Raw genomic sequence first — 16,843 nt, forward strand, 5'->3', positions numbered from 1 at the left:
TTTGAAAACTCATCTAAGGTAGCGTCTACAGTAAATCCATGTTTATTGGCTGCTTCTAAAATTGCTACTAAACCAGATAGAATTCCTTCTGGATGGTCTTTTAGATATTTCGTGTAGTCATCTAACATGTTTTTGTTTCCCATAAGCATATCCAGTCTATACATGTACTCTTGAGCCAGATGTTTATATTTTTCCATCTCTACTCGCTCCGTTTCATCAAGTAGCTTGAACCATCTAAAATCGATACAGTACCCGACCATTTTCTTAGCTTGTTCGTACAGCCCCTGTTTTTCGTAAGACATAGCTTTTAACATATATCCTTGCCCTAAATATTCAACTAATTTGTTCTCTAGTTTAAATTTCTTCGTTTTTTCTTCGTTATTATCTCTTTTTTCTCCAGATAATTTATCATGTATTGAATAGGCTTGTTTCAACAATTTATCTGTATATTTCCTTACTTCTTCCCATCTCTGTAGTATCTTATAACAACCAGCTAGTTGTAAAAGAGCGTCAAGTTGTTGTCCTTCCTCTAGTCTCTTCCAATATGGTTCAAAATTAATTACAGACCTCAATACTGCCTCAGTATTAATTTTTTCGGACACACGGAAAAGACGGTAGTGACTCAAAATAAATCGTTCTTTCCTGCTAGGTATTTCGTTATCAACCACCAACTGGTAAAAATAAGCGGATTCCTTCTTTCTACCTCTATGGAATAATCTCTCTGCTACATAAAAAAAGATGTCAATGGCTTTATAGGAGGCTAATAGCCTGTCAACTACTGACTGGATATAATCTTTTCTGCCTATCTCCGCACACTGGATTAAATAGTTCTTGACTCTTCTAATAGAAACTTTCCCGTCTGGAAAGCATTCATCAATATACAAGTCATATAGCCATCCAGCTGGCTGGCCAAAGACTTTGCCAATCGAGTCGAGTTGATCGACCGTTAAGTCCCTTTCTCCCTTCAAGAATCCACATAAGTGCCCGACATTGATATTAGTCATTTCACTGAGCTTACTAAGCGTATAGTTATATGATTTTAGATGGTATCTGATTTCTATCTGTATTGGGCGTAGTGCATGAAGATTTGAAATAGCCATGTATAAACGCTCCTGTTTGATTTTTATTTTTGGTATCGTCCCTTATAAACCATTTATTTTTAAGTACTTCTAATTTATCTTCTTTTTTACCCTTTTGAAGATTAATACAAACAATAGGGTCTTGACCACCCCATACCAGCATTATATATGCCTCCTAAAGACCAATTTTACATTTTTGGATTACAACAATGTATTCGTCTAGTTGTTGACTCAACTGTAGTATTGCTGGACTTGAAAACGAACCTTCTGTGTCATATAGATCAACTAATTGCTGCTGAAGGTTTTCAACAGTATGTTGTAAATCATTCATAACTAAGAAACAATGGCTAATAATAACCACCTCCTCATTCCCTGTTATGTATTATTTTACCAAGAGTTCCGTGTAATAACGGAATACGAAAAAAACGAAACGTTTGATAAATTACGACAAAATCCGACAAAATTCTAACAAAAAAAGAACACTGTGATTAGTGTTCTTTAAGACTGAAAAATTAATGGCCGGGATCATCTGTGTATGCTTTAGCACTACTGTAAATTACATGATCTTCAGATTTATCAAATACTTCTACAGTGAAAAAAGTGCTACATAATACCAGTGAAGCTGTCATCAGTAGAGATAAATGCTTCTTCATCTTTACCTCTCCTTCCATCACCATTATTTACTATATTATACACTTTCTTCATTTTTTTCAAAAGACCTAAATTCATTTCTTTACCCCGTTCGCACAGATAACCGTAAATCATTTCAGAACACTCCATAATTCCACTACGGTCACTAATGTTACTGTAAAAATTCATACCTTTTACATAGGCTTCCATTCCCTCATTAAATAAGCCGCTTTTTACTAAAAATGTTCCTTTGTATTTAAAGTATTTACCTAGTTCTGAATATTTGTATGGTGTGAAAACCTTAACTAATGTATTCTCCTCCTCCTGATCTAAGATCTCACGTAGAGAATCTAAGTCATTAAGGCTAAGTAATGCCTCTACAAGTTCGTTAACTCTGTGTAGTCTATATTCCGCAGAGGCTTCTTCTACACACTCTCGTAGTACTGGAATTGCTTCCTGATGTTTACCTGTTTTGGAAAGGATAATGGCTCGTAGGTATTTGACTCTTTCTATTATAAAGTTAAAACCTGATTTCTCATAGATTTGAAGATGTTTCTCCATTTCTTCAAATCTATTTGTATAGAAATAAGAATTACAAATTGCTAGAGCAACCCTCTCTTTTAACTCATTGATTGTTGCGTCTTCGGCATGCCCTTTTTTTCCTATCTCAATGCACTTGCTGTATTTTTTTATATTATGTGCGTGAAGTGACATCCTGTAATAAAGAGAGAGTTTTTCTTCCTGAGAAAGAAAATCAACGTAATGTAAAACCTCTTCTCCAACTTTAAACGATTCCTCCAGATTTTTAAGATCTTCTCTCTCAATCATGTATTTTTCATATAGCCCTTTGGCTATATATTGTGATTCCCCATGTGATCTAGCATATTTGATTATGGTGTTATAAAAAGTTAGCCTCACATCATCGATTCCAAAAGTACTGGCAATTTCGATTAAGTTCTGTAACAACTCATCAGTGCTTTTTTTTGAGTTTTCAAGAAACTTCAAGACCACCTTTTCTATCAAGGAAGGGTTTGAAAATTCAGCAACCTCAATTAATAAGTCATTTAAAATTGCATTTCGATTTTCCAATTGGATATAATATTCGATGATTTCCTCATAAGGTATATCTAGTACATCAACAATTGGTTTTATAGACTTTATCCTCGGATTTTTTGTTTCACCTGTCTCGATCCTTGATATAATTCCTTTAGTGACCCCAGTCATTCTGGCCACTTCTGACAATTTTAATCCCTTTTCTTTTCTTTTGTGTCTTATCAGCTCACCTATTGTTGTGTAAGTTAAGTTGTTGAATTTGTCACTCATGCCAATCTCCTTCCTTAGTTTTACATACTTTTTATATTATTTATTAAATTTAACATTAATGTATAATAATGTAAACGTCAATAAAAAATAATAGATTGGTTTACTTTTCTTTATTAAAAAGCTAGTTAATATACAAAAAGACCGCCTTATTCCGCGGTCTCAATTCCGTAGTCTTCGTATAGTTTTAAATGTTTATGGATTTAGTCTCTATACTATTTTCATTGTTTATTGTAATTCCAAATAATTTACATCTTGATTTTAGTATTCTTGGTCTGATATTAACCATTGTATCAAGAATAAGATTTGATATCCTCTTTTTCATTAGATATCATACTGGATGTCAAGAATCAGATCCATTCCTTTTTTTTGTGTTGCAGCAGCTCGAACTATTAATTTTGTTTTCATGTTATTCCCTCCTTTTCAATCAACCCGATTAGCTTACTTGAATAACCGGGGTCAGAGGCATATCCGCCTTTGTAAGATAGCATGGCAAGCATTCTTATAATCAGGACCTAATATCCCATGATATCGTCACTTTTCACTAGCTAATTGTAACTGACGAGAGTCAGACATCCTGTAATAAAACTCTATTAGCTCAACCTCTTCAATAAATAGATTTCTCTATCGGTTTCTATCGTTGTGAAGTGGTAGTAAAATCTCTGTGTGTTTAGGCAAAAGAAGATCAATAATTTTGGAAGCTATCATTTTTCCTATATATTTATATATTCATTTTTTACTAAAAAATATATTTTTTCATTTAATACTAAATATTCCTATATATTCTTCCGATATATTATTTGGATATATTTGTATATCCACTATTATCCCAAAAAATATTAGGAGGATGAACATGGTATCAGTTTCTAATGCTTCAAATTTTTACAGGCAAAATATGAACAGCGCAAAAGAAGTAATGGCTTTAAGAAATCAACAGGAACAACGTAACAATGATAATCTGCAAGGTAATATTCAAAACGATAGGATTCAAATATCAAAAGAAGGTAAGCAATTATATCTTGCTAGCGCTTCAGCTAGCTCTAGTTCATGGTGGGATGATTTAAAGGATACGGCTTCTGATTGGATAGATTCTAGTAAGAGATGGTTAGTTGATGCTGGTAATTTTTTATTAGACGCTGCCAAAGCAGGACTGGATTTCTTAATTTTAGATGATGTAAAAACAATTTTTGATCCAAAAGCTAGCGATGCAGAGAAAGGATTCGCAATACTCTCTCTATTTCCTGCTGGAAAGGGAGCCAAAGTCGGTAAAAAAACGTATGACTTACTGAAAAAATATGGTGATGATGTAGTCGATCTTGCCAATGATGTCCTAAAAGGACGACAGAAGATTGGTAGATATTTTGTAAAGTCAAGGATCGATGAAGATAGAGTGATCTTAAAAGAAACAGAAAAAGCTATGAGAAATACGCAGGTTCAGAAAGAAGCAAATGATTTGGTTGAACGATTTTTAAGAGGTCATGATACGCCAGGCAAAGGGACAAAACCTGTCTTTGGGAATGTTTTTGAATTACGAGGAAAAGAAGGGGCTAGGGTTTATTATAGATTAAAAGGTGATACTTTTGAAATTTTAGGTAAATCAGATAAAAACAATCAACAGGATGTCATTAACCGGTTGAAGAAACTATATAACTAGTAATTACTTTTACTATTAAAGGGGCAATTTGAATGAATCATGTAAAAAAACATCAAAAAAAATATATATGGATAGAATCGGAAGAATGTGAAGCAGAGTTTGATCCATACGATGATAATACTGATGTCATTGTGTCCTTTCCAGATAGAACAAGGTACATTGCATCATTCTTTACTTATAAAAATATTGAAACACTTACAAAAAAGAATCAAACATCTAGTGAAAATATGAGTGGACTCTATTTTTGGGCTAGTGACATGGTTCTAGTCGAAAACGTCAAGCCTGAGACAATTGAAGCTATTGTCGACCACTTAATTGCAGAAGAAAACTTTGATACTCTATTTACGAAGATTACAGATGTATCTCCTGAGTCTGATCATCTGTATCCTTTAGGATTTTTTGATTCATCAAACTAAATTTCAACGAAAAAAACACTCGCCAGATATTGTATGGATAGTCATAGTATTAAGAAAGCCCCCTTTCGCCAAAAGGGGACTTTTCATGTCATTTTAGGGATTGCAACATGTCTCCTCACTCAAGAAAAGCGTTGTAAAACAATGGCCATCCACCTTCATCACGATGCTGATAATTGTTTATGGATTTAATCTCTATAATATTTTAATTGTTCGTTACCATTCCAGATTTCCTTTTTGATTTTAGTATTCAATTCAATGATTTTAAAGTTTTGAATCCTAAACTAACCTTAAGGTCTGATATTAACCTAATGTATCAAGAAAAAGACTTGATATCCTCTTTTTCATTAGATATCATACTGGACGTCAAGAATCAGATCCACTCCTTTTTGTGCCTGTGCAGCAGCTTGAATTATTAATTTTGGATCATCTTCAAGTTTTCTTAACCAGGAACTAATATAGGAAGCACTATTCTCAATCGTGCTATTATCAATTCCACATACTCCACAAAGCATGGCTGCACCTAATTCAGCAATTAATTCTTCCCGAGAATATATTTCTGAACCATAGATAATTTTTCCAATTACACCGCTACGATTCAGTCTCGTTCTTCGCCCAGTACTATGCAAACATTCATGAAATAGCGTACTATAAAATTCTTCGACACTTTTAAAATCACACATCGATGGAATTCTAATCAAATCAAAGAGAGGACTATATGAAGCTCTATTATGGCCAAACTTAATTGTAGGAGCATTTTTATATCCTTTTATAATGGCTTCCGCTTCTTCAATTGGGTTGTGATCGTATACTTCCTTGTCTTTTCTTTTACTTAATAATCCCTCACATTGTGTATTGATTTCATAAACTTTATAGTATCGGATATACGGTATTTTTTTTGTAGTCTCACTGTCAAGATCGGCATTACTTTCTTCATCGTCATTAACATCTAACCATGTCCAAAAAACAATCATATGTCCTTTTTCCTTTTCTTTTATTTTACCTCCAGCATTTTTGATTTGTTTTTTTGTGGCATATTCCCCAGGCTCAAGTAGCATGGTATTTATTCCCCTATAAGGTTTTTGAGTAACCCAATTAACAGCCAATCCAATTGAGTTCCAAGGCTTTCTCCATGGGACAACTCCTTCTTCTAATAATTTTATGATTTTATTTGTTATAATCCCGTATACCTTACTCATCTAATACCTCTCCCTTTAAAGAGAAAGATCCCTTACATCAAAGTAAGGGATCTTTCTCTTATCGTTTAATTAGTTGGTTTATCTCTTTTTCAATTTGATTCATTCTTGCCTTGCATTTATTCATCTTTTCTAAACAACTTAGATACCTCTTCATTAGCTTAGCTGTTTCTCTCATGACTGGATTATTCATGTAAAGAAAACAACCACCTTCATTCAGTATCGCTCTCATTTTATTTTTTTCAGCATAAAACTCCTTCTTTAGATCTTGGTATTCTTTACTACGTATTTGAACCAATTTATTTTGAATAAGTTCATACGTCGTACATTGAATACTGCTAGTATTAGTGTCAATGTAACAATGCGCTAATTGATTTTTCATGTAATGAACTCCTTTAGTTTTGAGAATTTTTTTGATATATATTGTTTTTTAGTATTTTTAATTCTTGAATTAGCTGATTAATAGCGTGGGAAGTTTACATGTAACCACTAATTATTTACTTGTAGTACCTCTAAGAACACCACATCCTCATATCTAGTATTAAGTTGCTGATCTATTTTGCTTCAACATTTCAGCTGACTAATCATTTACACTTCGAGTGCTCTTTTTTAATGTATAAACAACAAAAAAAGCTCTTTATGAACACATAGACCCATATTGGGTACATGTGCTCACAAAGAGCTGATTTATTTTGGTTAACTGCTCAGTACTTACAAGTTTTTCAACTGGTAAGATGGCCAAAAAAAACAAATAGAATTTGAATACATTATAGTATAGGGCCAACTACCTGTAAATATATTTGTTGATGTTAAACCAATATTCTACTCTTCATGGAGTAAATTTGATACCTTGCTGGTTATGTTAAAGTGACTAAATATCTCTCTGATCTTCAAGAAGAGAATCCGGCTGCTGACTACATTACATATCTTTACCCTTTAATAAAGAAAGATTTAATTCAAGCAGTGAAGCAACTGATTTCAAGATATGTTATTCAATATATTAATTAATCTTTTCTTTTCTGATTACTAGCCCCCACCACACAAGTAGGTATACGTATCCTACTATTGAATAAATAGTCCACATCTCTTCTTGTTGTAATTGACCTCTAAAATATTCAAACTCATTTAATCCATCTTGTCTTTCAATACTATGAATTAAACCTATAAAGGGAATCGTACACACAAAAATAATTGTAAAACTAGATACTATTCTTAAAACCTGTTTTTTAACAAGGCTGGATAAAGCCGTTTTTAATGTTGCTAACAAAAATAAGTAATATATAATCCAAAACCAATTTGGAAGAGTTTCCACTTGTTATTTACTCCTTTAAAATATCTTATCGAGATTCATCCTAAATAAATAATCCACAAAATATAGGGTCCTCTCTTATCATGAAATTCTTAATGACTTTGCCGTCATACCAACGGGGTTAACACTATAGTTTCAAAAACAATGTAAGTAAAGAATAGACATTGCAAGAAACACCCTTAGTAAATTGTTCATTGTTGTACCTACTAGCAAAAATGCCTCAATATTATCTTAATCCATTAACCTTTTGTCAAACTTATCTGTTCTAACATCAAGTAATCTACCATTTATTTTTATATGAATGTCGTCTGTCCATTTTACATCGGTATTTGCTTCTTTCCAGCTCCAATAAATAAGCTTGTCACTAAAAAAGCCAACATTTACATCAACTCTCAGCCCACCTTCATCCCCAAAGCGATAGACCTTTGCAGTATATGTATTATTTGGAGAAGACACCTCTTTCAGTAAATCGCCCTTTTGTAGAAATAAAGTAGAATAGAATGCAAAGTATACAATTAGAGATAGAAACACTATTATAGAAATTAATATTATAAGAAACCTTTTGAGTAGAATATTCATAGCCCTTCCCTCCCTTTATTATGTAATACTTCGCAATTACCATATTCTCTATAAAATGCACAACCCCTTTTTGCTTATCCGTTAAGGGTGGCGGCTTTATCCTTGTTCCTCCAGGTAAATGGATCTCATAAACTGGGAATTTACTTGCATTACTCCGATAACATTCAGATCGTTGGATGGATCGAGATGAGAAATCGTGCTATGTAGAAGACTTCGCTTTCATTCATCCTGGAGACTTTGCCCCTGATAAACAGATTTAAACCAATGAGTAGTTAAAGACTTATAAACTAAGGTCGGTAAAACAAATGAATTTTTGCACCCCCAAAATGTAATTAGGGGGGTGCCGTATCCCAGTTCTCACTCGAAATACATTCCATTTAGATGCAAAAAGTTATTGCTTAGGTTTCTACACTAATCACATCTTCTACAGGTATCCACCAGAAATCCTCATCGTTCTTTAATTTGATTTGTTTAAACATTAAATCAAACTTATCTACCCACCCCCAAGCAGATTCAATTACTCCTTTAGCCCCTCTGGTCTCTTTCCACCAGCTAATAGTAAGAGCATAATCATACTGTCGTGAGTCAGATATCCTGTAGCAAAATTCGGCTAGCTCATCCTCTTCAATGATCGGTTTCTCGATCAGTTTCTTATCCTCGTGATGCTGACGTATCATCTCGGCGTGTTCGGGCAAAATGAATTTTGTTACAAGCGGATCAAGTATTTTACTAGCCATGAAAACATCTCCTTAAATACGAATGTATGTTCCTATTTTATTGATGGAGAGGATATAATGCAATGGGTAAAATTACATGTTTGTAATAAAAATAGCCCTCCAATGGTTTAAATTCCGTCAGAGAGCCTAACTTATCTTGATTTTATTAAGCCTATTCGCTTATTTGCGCCGGAAGTTTCTTCTATCACTTGTCCCTAACATTAGTAATCTTTTTAAGATTTATCCTTGTACTCACACATAACAGATAGTAGGCAGTAAAAGGAAATGTCGACCTAAGGAGTGAGTGGAAACAAAACAATGACTCTACCTTAACTATTTAACATTAAGCCACTTCATATATGTAACCATCTTTCAAACTTAATTCTAATGCCTCCCTTAATTCATTAACATTTTGTGCTGTTGGATTTACAAGTACTACAGAAACGGTTTGTTTAGTCCCTGATTTATACTGAATTTCAACTTTAAATTGACCATGCTCAAGTTCCTTAGAATCTAAATGGAAATTGGGAGATGTTAAAATGCTATCCTGCTTTCTCCTAACCTCACCAATTGTCTCAATTTGATCTATAATGTCATCCTTTATTTCTCTTCTTAGCTTGCTGTTTGTTTCCCCCATATTTTTACCTTTATCCTTTTTTGTAATCGACACTATTAATCATCCTTTCAATTATTATTTTCCATGGCTACGGTGTAAGACTTAAAATTAGCCTTGACCTATTAACAATATACTGCACTAATATACAAAATAAAACTTTATTTCAAATATTTGCTTTTTGGTATTTCCCTATTTTTTCGAGTTACATTTAATGCTCATCTTTACAAATAATCAAAGCTCCCTACTCGGAGGGCTATTTTACAATATCGACAAATCCTAAAGGTGAATGGTAAAATATTGATAAAATCAACATACACTACTCCATCAATGTATTACAGAGGGGTGCTGACTTATCTTATTCGGTGTATTTAGTATAATGCTGTTTATTATATTGATAGGTGCTATTGTAACTTTATTACTGCTAAAGTCTGTTTTTTCAAAAAACATTGCCTATATTGTTTTCTCTTTGCTTCTTATTTCAATTTTAGTTTGGCAACAAGTAACGATGGAACATTCAAACAATTTTTTTGTTATTACTTTAATTTTGGTTTTTACTATAAAAGTAATAGCAGACCAAAGAAAAAAATAGAATTGCCCAGATTACCACTACAAAAACAAAGAGAAAGCCCTCAACGGTCTAAATTGGTCTTACCCCTGTCAAGTAGACAGTTTGAAACAAGCCCACGTCTAGGTGTTCAGTTTAAAATTAAGTTTTAGACTGGAGTAGTTGATCCTACACAGTTCACGGATAAAAAATCTCCCAGCCTTCCGAAAATTAGTTTTAGACTGAGCCTAATACATGAAACAGCGGCGACTTAAGACCTGAAAATAAAGTCTTAGACTCGCCGCTGTTTTTATTGAACTATCGAACCCGTTCATATTACGCCGCACTGTCATATTCGCATAGTAGCTCTTCATACATTTTGATATATCCATACAATTCGCATTCGGGCATGGGAGGTTGAAAGATGAACGAGAACAATGGAACTCTCTCTAACAAATGGTCCGGAGATACTCCGGATGCTGTTCATTCGCAGACGGTGAGTGAACGAGGCCCTGTATTGGAACAGGACAGCGTGCTGCATGAAAAGCTGGAGACTTTCATCCATTCGAAATTGTTGGAAAGGCCCGTGCATGTCAAAGGTTATGGCGCATTCGGCTACTTTCAGACCGTGCATGCCATGACGGCTTACACGCAGCTTTGTTTCTTGCAAAATCCGGGTCAGCAGGTCCCCGTCGCGGTAAGATTCTCCTTAGCTGTCAGCAACAAAGGCACGCCGGATACTTCCCGTAATGTGAGCGGATTCGCCACCAAGTTCTACACGGATCAAGGTGTGTTCGATCTTGTCTTTAACCACTTTATTACAAATTTAAAGAACTACATGTTTATCGCATATGTGCTTAGAAATCTAATTGGAAAATCTAAAGAGGTAATTCAGGAACGAAATAACATGTTTCTGAATTACCTCTTTTTAATATACTATCGAACCCGTTAGTTAAATAAATTTGTTGTCTGTTTTTATTGAGTGTCTTCGTCGCTTTTGTACTCCAAAATATCACCCGGCTGACAATCCAAAGTCTTACATATCGCTTCTAATGTTGAAAAACGAACCGCTTTTGCTTTCCTGTTTTTCAGAATGGAAAGATTCGCCATAGTAATTCCAACCCTCTCCGAAAGTTCTGTTACGCTCATTTTCCTTTTTGCCAACATTACATCAACATTGATGATAATCGCCATGATATACACCTCAGATCGTTAAATCATTTTCTGATTTTATATTAATAGCTTCTTGTAAAAGTCTTTGGAGAACAGCAGCAAAAACGGCGATCACCATAGAGGCGAAAATAATAGCCAATCCGATTGGTATGAAACTTGGAGGGTCAACTCTCTCCGCCATGAGATAGTAGAGTGGCATACCTAGCAGGTACAAGGTACTGATTGTGATGGCACAGTATTTTATATTCTTTAAAGCCTTTACGGATAATTCCGAGAACCCTTGGTTCTTATCAATATAGCTTAAAAGTTTAAAAGCTTGATACAGAGCAAAGTAAAAAGGTATCGCTGCCGCGTACATATCGATTAAAACGAGGGATTTCATATAAGCAATATCTGGATACAATTCTCCAGCAAAATTCCCGATCTTAGGCACCAAAAATATGCACAATGCAAGAACTGGGATTCCAATAAGAATATTAGCTATCTTTAAAAAGAGTGTTGTTCCCCGTTTCATAAAGAGCACCTCGCTAATTTAATTATAAAATGACTTTAACACGCAATTTATTGTTTTACAATAAATTTATATCGTTTTTTATTACATTGTTATTGTTAATGGAATATCCTTTTTATTTTAAGCAAAAAAATAAAAAGCATTTCTCATTACAAAGAAATGCTCTTACTTTAAATAAAATAAGCAGACTGCGGTAGTCTGCTCAACAATGTATAGTATTCAACTATCGTATCCGTTAGTTCAACACAATATCAAGCAGATTTGATCTTGTGCCAAATATTTCGAGCGGCAGGCACACTGTTCATGTGTAAGGCTCCAATCAAACACGTCATTGAAAACAGATTGTATCCCTTTGGTAAGATCATCTACTGAATCTTCCCTTTATAGACATTGATATAGTTTTGTATCAAAAGTTACAAATTGAAATGTATTCTTTTTTCATTCGTATAGGTATTACATCTAAGGATCTTTTGGATGACATATTTCAAGTAATTTATTATCGTTTCGATGAATATAACCTGTTCCAGCCCTAGAAACTAAACCTTCCTCTCCTTTTTGTTCCATCTCACTTTCTGCTTCTCGATAAGAAGATAAATATCTCTTAAGAGTTCTAACAGATGGACCTTCTCTTTCCTTATGGGGATTCTTTAATTTGATAAAGTAATGGTGCGGAATTTTCTCGAAAGACAAGAACGTCTGGAACATGATTCCAGTATTTTTTATTTCCCTTTTGGTTTATGTATGGCATTTTGATCTCAATGGGTTGAACATAATAGCGAATTATTGACTTGTCCAGCTCCAATGTGCCTTTTCACGTCTTAGCTCCGCACAACTTTTTCTCCATCATCTCACCGCCTAACCTCATGACATGGGGTTCGTTTCCTTTGCCCAGGGGGGATGAACCCACTCCCAGCCGTGCATACTCTCTTGCTATATTTTCAAGTCTTGTTTCAACACTGTTCGACATATAACGATATTATTTCAGTTCCTCGTAGCCGCTTCTTGCTGTACCTTTACTTTCCTGAATGCTTCATCAAACTCTTCACGCAGTCCTGCTGCATTGATGTAGTCTATATAGTCGTCTAACAGAAAAGCATTTCGTAGAAGCATATCGTTTGCCGCACTTAGTTCTTCCCATAGGAACTTTTCATACTCTGTCATTTCGTCCATCTTTGTTATGCCCTCCTGTAACCGTCGAAATTGGTTTGTATCGTATTTTCTGTTCCGGGGGTAAGTGAATTTATTACGGTATGAGTTTCCCGCAACGTATACTTGCCCCCGTCTCGTTGGTTTGCACGTATTATTGCGTTAGTTCCTTTGCCTTACGCTCCCAATATCTCCTTCTGTACTCCCTCTCGTGCTGGCGGCGTGCTTCCAGTGCTTCGTGGCTTAATTATGCCATATGATTAATCCTCCACTATTACAATTACTTCTTCTTCGTCCACTATCTCAATGACAAACTCATCTTCAGACTTTGCTCTGGTTATTTCGTGACCATTCAGAAAATGGGGCTTCTTTGTCCCGTATTTCCGCCTAAGGTGCTTTGCCGTTGGTTCAAGTTCTATAGGTAGCTTTTTATTCACCTTTGTTCCCCTCCAGTTCCGCAAGCTTCTCCATCTCGTAAGCTATAAGACGTTCTGTTTCCTGTACTCGTTCTTCTGCTCGCTGAACATTGCCGCCGCTTCTTCCTTTGCTTCCTCCAGCTCCTTCTGCTGACGGGCTAACACGCTTTGGTTATGCTGTACAGTTCCCCTCAATGCAGTTGCTTCACGCTGTAAATCTTCAATGTACCGAAGTGCTTCCAGTCTTGGGTGTCCGTCCTTCTGATCGGCTAATATTTCAAGTTGTTCAGCTTGATCTAATAGCTGCCGTATTTCTGCCCCTACCTGCGAATCCTTCCGTCCCGACCGTCTCAACTCTGCCGCCTGCTCCCGCAAGTCCTTAGCCTGCTGGCAGTAGCCCCTTATTTCCTCCATCAGTTGCTCATACTCAGCTTGAGCCTGGGCAATCGAGCGCACCGTTTCCTCTACTGCTTGTTCCTCTACTGCTTGTTCCTCCACTGCTGCCACCTCTACTACCTGTTCACGTTTTGCCATTGTCTGTTCATCTCCTTAGTGTTTTCTGCATGCAAAAAAGGCTTACTCCATCTTCAACAAGTGGAATAAGCCTTCTAAGTGTGGTCAAGTTTATATAATCAAGTTTGTAAAGTGTGTACGTTGTAATGTGTACAGTGTACGATCCTGCTTTAAGAAAGTAAACCCTGTTGCTTATAATTCTGATTCCTAGAGCAAATCGGACACCAATGCCCTTTGCTTTTTATATTATTGGGAGTAGCTTCCCATTCGTGCCCTTTAGAACATTTCCATCTCAGGTTAGTCTTGTTATCTTTATATTGATCTGATAAACATTCCCCACCTCTTGATATTGCAATTTCCCGCATTTCCGTAATAGTCAATTTTTGATGTCCTGAACACTTTCTACACCATTGCCCCTTCTTTACGCTATGAGACAATGCTTCCCATTCGTGTCCTTTTGCACATTGCCATTTCAGCGGAATGTCAGTGTAATAAATCGTGGAGAGACATTTCCCGCCCCTCTCTTCTGCAATTCTATACATATCCTCAATGGTAATCTTCTTTCTGCCGCTGCACTCCGGACACCATCTACCTACCACAATGCTGTCGGGTCGAGCTTCCCAAGTATGTCCCTTGGAACATTGCCACATAAGTTTTTCCTTGTTTCCATTGTACTCGTTTGAAAGACATTTACCACCTTTGGACAGAGCGAGTTCGTGCATATCTAGTATAGATTTTCTCATTAAGCCCGAACAGTATGGACACCAACTGTTATTCTTAATATTATTTGGTCTTGCTTCCCATGTATGTCCCTCTGCACATTGCCATCTAACTTTGGACTTATCGTTAATGTAATAATTTGAAAGAAGTTTACCATTACGTGATTCCGCTAAAGAGCGTAGCTCAACTAATACTTGCGAGCTCTTGTAAAAATCATCTAACGAAAAATTGGATAGTGATATTTCAATTTCAATGTTAAAACGTCTTAATTGTTCAATGATATATTGTAATAATGACTCATCGCTATTGTATGAATCATACGGAATGATAATTAGCGTAATCCCTTTTTGCAAACATAGTTTTTCTTTTAATTCATCTAAGTACTTTCTTCGTTCAAATTCTTTTCGGCTTCTGAAAAAGAAGGAATTCTGTTTATAATGCTGGATGCCGTGGTATTCAAATGCTAATTGCAGTTCTTCATTAAACCCATCCAATTCCAAATTTTCACCGAGAGCCTTTCTGTTCTTCTTAAAGGGTCGATTAAACAGTGATTCAAATATAAACCTTACCTTATCTTCACTATAGAACTTATAACAGTGCGGACACCAAGTATTGGAGACTTTTACGTCTTGAAAAGAGGCTTCCCATGTATGCCCCTCTGCACATTGCCACTCCAATTTTGATTTAGTTCCATCATATGTTTCCGATAAACATAAGCCACCTTTTGACTGGGCGTATTCTTTAACGTCCTCAATTGTATGGCGATACCGTCCTGAACAATGGTGACACCAAAAACCGTTCCTTATACTAGCGGCAGTCGCTTTCCAAATATGACCTTTCTCACATTGCCACGTCATTAGTGTGTTTACGTTTTTATATGAATCAGATAAACATTTACCACCTTTTGATTCCGCAAGCTCTTTCATCTCTTCAATACTTAATCTTCTAGCATCACCTAGCTTGTCTATTGCACAGACAGGACACCAGCTACCAGTATTTCTTATGTGTGCAGGGACTGCTTCCCAAATATGACCTTTTTGGCACTGCCATTTGAGTTTAGTTTTACTATCAACATAAACAGTTGATAAACACTTTCCACCTTTAGCTTCTCCAACTTTTTGCATATCTTCAATGGTCAGGCGGTTATTCTCACCAATTCTACCTCGAATACATATTGGACACCAATTACCTTGGTTTTTTACGTTATCCGGTCTTGCTTCCCAGATATGCCCCTCAGAGCATTCCCACGTTAAGGGCACCTTATTATTAGTGAACCTATTTGAAAGACACTTTCCACCTCTTGATTCAGCCAACTCATGCATATCTTCAATCGTAAGCCTTTTTCGATTACTACAGACAGAACACCAATTGCCATTCATAATATTAACTGGGTTTGTTTCCCAAACATGTCCATTAGCACATTGCCACTTTAGCGGCACTCTCACGTTGATATACTCCGTTGATAAGCATTTTCCCCCTCTAGCTTCTGCTAAAGCATACATATCTTGAATCGTTTTTCTTTGTGGCATTTTGTTCCCCCGATTATAGTTATCTATGAACATTATAAATCAGAAGGGTCAAAAGTACTGAATATTACTACTCGTTTACATAAGTCTTTCTATATACTTTCTGTCTAACACAATCTCTTGCCTAATTTTGTGTACCATCACTTGTGGTACGGTTCACCGTACATGGTTTGTGGAGGTAGGATGAATTTTTCTTATGATTATGAGGAACTTATTGAGGAATTAAAAAGTGATCTAACTGAAGGTTTGACCTCAATGGGAGACAAAATCAAAATAGTTAGGGGACAAAAAGTCGCTAATCATTATTATCCCATAATTGACTACTATTACGATGATAATGAACCTGATGAAAAATACGAGGTCAAGTTTCAAAGGTTCTTGAAGAAATGGAATATTATGACCAAATCATTAAGTAGTTGAAGATGAAAAATGGGGAGAACCAATCTCCCCTAAACAATCATTTAATCCGATTTTATTTTTTAGCTATTGTAACATTTTGTTTTTCCCACGCTTGAGTAGTTCATACTCGTACAAAGTTATGAAAGCCAAAGTTATTAGAAATCTATTCAAAGCTTGTAATCACGGATGCACAGCAAGAAAATATTTCTCGATCGATTTTCGAGTATTGTCAGCTCCGCTGGTATACCCCAGCTCATTTTGACTTACTCCCATCACGTAATAGATTTTGGAGAATATTAATCACTAAACCATAGAATTTCCTTGGTATCTTATTAACATCATCAAATACATCATCGTTTAATTCTGAATGAATATCTATGTTC

The 16,843-nt window shown here is 35.6% G+C and carries 20 protein-coding genes and 1 pseudogene; 4 read left to right on the top strand and 17 right to left on the bottom strand.

Annotated elements, in window-relative coordinates; all coding sequences use genetic code 11:
- The 4 genes from O0550_RS23585 to O0550_RS23600 form a co-directional block, all read right to left on the bottom strand.
- Positions 1–1,100: helix-turn-helix domain-containing protein (locus O0550_RS23585; RefSeq protein ID WP_258427363.1), on the bottom strand; the 1,100-nt coding region annotated here is incomplete at its 3' end.
- A complete protein-coding gene (locus O0550_RS23590) occupies positions 1,030–1,242 on the bottom strand; it encodes a hypothetical protein (protein WP_258427364.1) in 213 nt (70 codons plus the stop codon). The genes O0550_RS23590 and O0550_RS23585, both read right to left, overlap by 71 nt.
- A gap of 12 nt (positions 1,243–1,254) precedes the next feature.
- Complete coding sequence (locus tag O0550_RS23595) at positions 1,255–1,410, bottom strand: aspartyl-phosphate phosphatase Spo0E family protein (protein ID WP_258427376.1); 156 nt, start codon at positions 1,408–1,410, stop codon at positions 1,255–1,257.
- A 272-nt stretch (positions 1,411–1,682) separates the two neighbouring features.
- Entirely contained in the window at positions 1,683–3,032 is a 1,350-nt protein-coding gene (locus O0550_RS23600) for a helix-turn-helix domain-containing protein (RefSeq protein ID WP_258427365.1), read from the bottom strand.
- An 850-nt stretch (positions 3,033–3,882) separates the two neighbouring features.
- Between O0550_RS23600 and O0550_RS23610 the strand changes: the two genes are divergently transcribed.
- Together O0550_RS23610 and O0550_RS23615 are read left to right on the top strand one after the other, a co-directional pair.
- On the top strand, positions 3,883–4,683 hold the full coding sequence (locus O0550_RS23610) for a hypothetical protein (RefSeq protein ID WP_258427366.1): 801 nt from the start codon (positions 3,883–3,885) through the stop codon (positions 4,681–4,683).
- A gap of 32 nt (positions 4,684–4,715) precedes the next feature.
- On the top strand, positions 4,716–5,099 hold the full coding sequence (locus O0550_RS23615) for a hypothetical protein (RefSeq protein ID WP_104150369.1): 384 nt from the start codon (positions 4,716–4,718) through the stop codon (positions 5,097–5,099).
- A 344-nt stretch (positions 5,100–5,443) separates the two neighbouring features.
- Here the strand turns inward: O0550_RS23615 and O0550_RS23620 are convergent, their stop codons facing one another.
- The 6 genes from O0550_RS23620 to O0550_RS23645 all read right to left on the bottom strand — a co-directional run bounded on the left by O0550_RS23620 (position 5,444) and on the right by O0550_RS23645 (position 9,566).
- Complete coding sequence (locus tag O0550_RS23620) at positions 5,444–6,295, bottom strand: ArdC family protein (RefSeq protein WP_258427367.1); 852 nt, start codon at positions 6,293–6,295, stop codon at positions 5,444–5,446.
- Positions 6,296–6,353: 58 nt separating this feature from the next.
- Positions 6,354–6,674, bottom strand: a complete 321-nt coding sequence (locus O0550_RS23625) for a hypothetical protein (RefSeq protein ID WP_003343588.1) — start codon at positions 6,672–6,674, stop codon at positions 6,354–6,356.
- 618 nt (positions 6,675–7,292) lie between these two features.
- On the bottom strand, positions 7,293–7,604 hold the full coding sequence (locus O0550_RS23630) for a hypothetical protein (protein ID WP_258427368.1): 312 nt from the start codon (positions 7,602–7,604) through the stop codon (positions 7,293–7,295).
- Positions 7,605–7,832: 228 nt separating this feature from the next.
- On the bottom strand, positions 7,833–8,180 hold the full coding sequence (locus O0550_RS23635) for a DUF5412 family protein (protein WP_068794290.1): 348 nt from the start codon (positions 8,178–8,180) through the stop codon (positions 7,833–7,835).
- Between the two features lie 398 nt (positions 8,181–8,578).
- Positions 8,579–8,917 (bottom strand): YolD-like family protein, encoded by a 339-nt coding sequence (locus O0550_RS23640; protein WP_258427369.1) that lies wholly within the window; start codon positions 8,915–8,917, stop codon positions 8,579–8,581.
- 322 nt (positions 8,918–9,239) lie between these two features.
- Entirely contained in the window at positions 9,240–9,566 is a 327-nt protein-coding gene (locus tag O0550_RS23645; protein ID WP_022586958.1) for a hypothetical protein, read from the bottom strand.
- A gap of 914 nt (positions 9,567–10,480) precedes the next feature.
- Between O0550_RS23645 and O0550_RS23650 the strand changes: the two are divergent.
- Positions 10,481–10,870: pseudogene (locus tag O0550_RS23650) on the top strand (catalase); the annotation flags it as partial.
- Positions 10,871–11,031: 161 nt separating this feature from the next.
- On the opposite strand, the gene O0550_RS23655 reads toward O0550_RS23650, so the two are convergent.
- From O0550_RS23655 to O0550_RS23680, 7 genes are all read right to left on the bottom strand, one after another.
- Positions 11,032–11,250 carry a helix-turn-helix domain-containing protein gene (locus O0550_RS23655; protein WP_119734219.1) on the bottom strand — a complete coding sequence of 73 codons (219 nt, stop codon included), beginning with the start codon at positions 11,248–11,250 and terminating at the stop codon, positions 11,032–11,034.
- A 10-nt stretch (positions 11,251–11,260) separates the two neighbouring features.
- Positions 11,261–11,743, bottom strand: a complete 483-nt coding sequence (locus O0550_RS23660) for a DUF2975 domain-containing protein (RefSeq protein WP_258427370.1) — start codon at positions 11,741–11,743, stop codon at positions 11,261–11,263.
- Positions 11,744–12,374: 631 nt separating this feature from the next.
- Complete coding sequence (locus tag O0550_RS24805; RefSeq protein ID WP_396125780.1) at positions 12,375–12,542, bottom strand: TnsA endonuclease N-terminal domain-containing protein; 168 nt, start codon at positions 12,540–12,542, stop codon at positions 12,375–12,377.
- Positions 12,543–12,721: 179 nt separating this feature from the next.
- Positions 12,722–12,910 (bottom strand): hypothetical protein, encoded by a 189-nt coding sequence (locus O0550_RS23665; protein WP_258427371.1) that lies wholly within the window; start codon positions 12,908–12,910, stop codon positions 12,722–12,724.
- A gap of 236 nt (positions 12,911–13,146) precedes the next feature.
- Entirely contained in the window at positions 13,147–13,323 is a 177-nt protein-coding gene (locus O0550_RS23670; protein ID WP_258427372.1) for a hypothetical protein, read from the bottom strand.
- Between the two features lie 42 nt (positions 13,324–13,365).
- Entirely contained in the window at positions 13,366–13,836 is a 471-nt protein-coding gene (locus tag O0550_RS23675; protein ID WP_258427373.1) for a hypothetical protein, read from the bottom strand.
- Between the two features lie 149 nt (positions 13,837–13,985).
- Positions 13,986–16,064 (bottom strand): zinc-ribbon domain-containing protein, encoded by a 2,079-nt coding sequence (locus O0550_RS23680; protein WP_258427374.1) that lies wholly within the window; start codon positions 16,062–16,064, stop codon positions 13,986–13,988.
- A 180-nt stretch (positions 16,065–16,244) separates the two neighbouring features.
- On the opposite strand from O0550_RS23680, the gene O0550_RS23685 reads away from it, so the two are divergent.
- Positions 16,245–16,481, top strand: a complete 237-nt coding sequence (locus tag O0550_RS23685; protein WP_258427375.1) for a hypothetical protein — start codon at positions 16,245–16,247, stop codon at positions 16,479–16,481.
- Positions 16,482–16,843 lie beyond the last annotated feature (362 nt).

The sequence above is a fragment of the Brevibacillus halotolerans genome (assembly GCF_026891775.1).
GTDB lineage: Bacteria > Bacillota > Bacilli > Brevibacillales > Brevibacillaceae > Brevibacillus_B > Brevibacillus_B halotolerans.

Excerpts from the sequence above, each read along its gene's own strand:
- O0550_RS23595 (WP_258427376.1), bottom strand. The coding sequence starts at position 1,410 with ATGAATGATTTACAACATACTGTTGAAAACCTTCAGCAGCAATTAGTT.
- O0550_RS23620 (WP_258427367.1), bottom strand. The coding sequence starts at position 6,295 with ATGAGTAAGGTATACGGGATTATAACAAATAAAATCATAAAATTATTA.
- O0550_RS23635 (WP_068794290.1), bottom strand. The coding sequence starts at position 8,180 with ATGAATATTCTACTCAAAAGGTTTCTTATAATATTAATTTCTATAATA.
- O0550_RS23660 (WP_258427370.1), bottom strand. The coding sequence starts at position 11,743 with ATGAAACGGGGAACAACACTCTTTTTAAAGATAGCTAATATTCTTATT.
- O0550_RS23610 (WP_258427366.1), top strand. The coding sequence starts at position 3,883 with ATGGTATCAGTTTCTAATGCTTCAAATTTTTACAGGCAAAATATGAAC.
- O0550_RS23665 (WP_258427371.1), bottom strand. The coding sequence starts at position 12,910 with ATGGACGAAATGACAGAGTATGAAAAGTTCCTATGGGAAGAACTAAGT.
- O0550_RS23625 (WP_003343588.1), bottom strand. The coding sequence starts at position 6,674 with ATGAAAAATCAATTAGCGCATTGTTACATTGACACTAATACTAGCAGT.
- O0550_RS23590 (WP_258427364.1), bottom strand. The coding sequence starts at position 1,242 with ATGCTGGTATGGGGTGGTCAAGACCCTATTGTTTGTATTAATCTTCAA.
- O0550_RS23640 (WP_258427369.1), bottom strand. The coding sequence starts at position 8,917 with ATGGCTAGTAAAATACTTGATCCGCTTGTAACAAAATTCATTTTGCCC.
- O0550_RS23685 (WP_258427375.1), top strand. The coding sequence starts at position 16,245 with ATGAATTTTTCTTATGATTATGAGGAACTTATTGAGGAATTAAAAAGT.
- O0550_RS23655 (WP_119734219.1), bottom strand. The coding sequence starts at position 11,250 with ATGGCGATTATCATCAATGTTGATGTAATGTTGGCAAAAAGGAAAATG.
- O0550_RS23615 (WP_104150369.1), top strand. The coding sequence starts at position 4,716 with ATGAATCATGTAAAAAAACATCAAAAAAAATATATATGGATAGAATCG.
- O0550_RS23675 (WP_258427373.1), bottom strand. The coding sequence starts at position 13,836 with ATGGCAAAACGTGAACAGGTAGTAGAGGTGGCAGCAGTGGAGGAACAA.
- O0550_RS23600 (WP_258427365.1), bottom strand. The coding sequence starts at position 3,032 with ATGAGTGACAAATTCAACAACTTAACTTACACAACAATAGGTGAGCTG.
- O0550_RS23680 (WP_258427374.1), bottom strand. The coding sequence starts at position 16,064 with ATGCCACAAAGAAAAACGATTCAAGATATGTATGCTTTAGCAGAAGCT.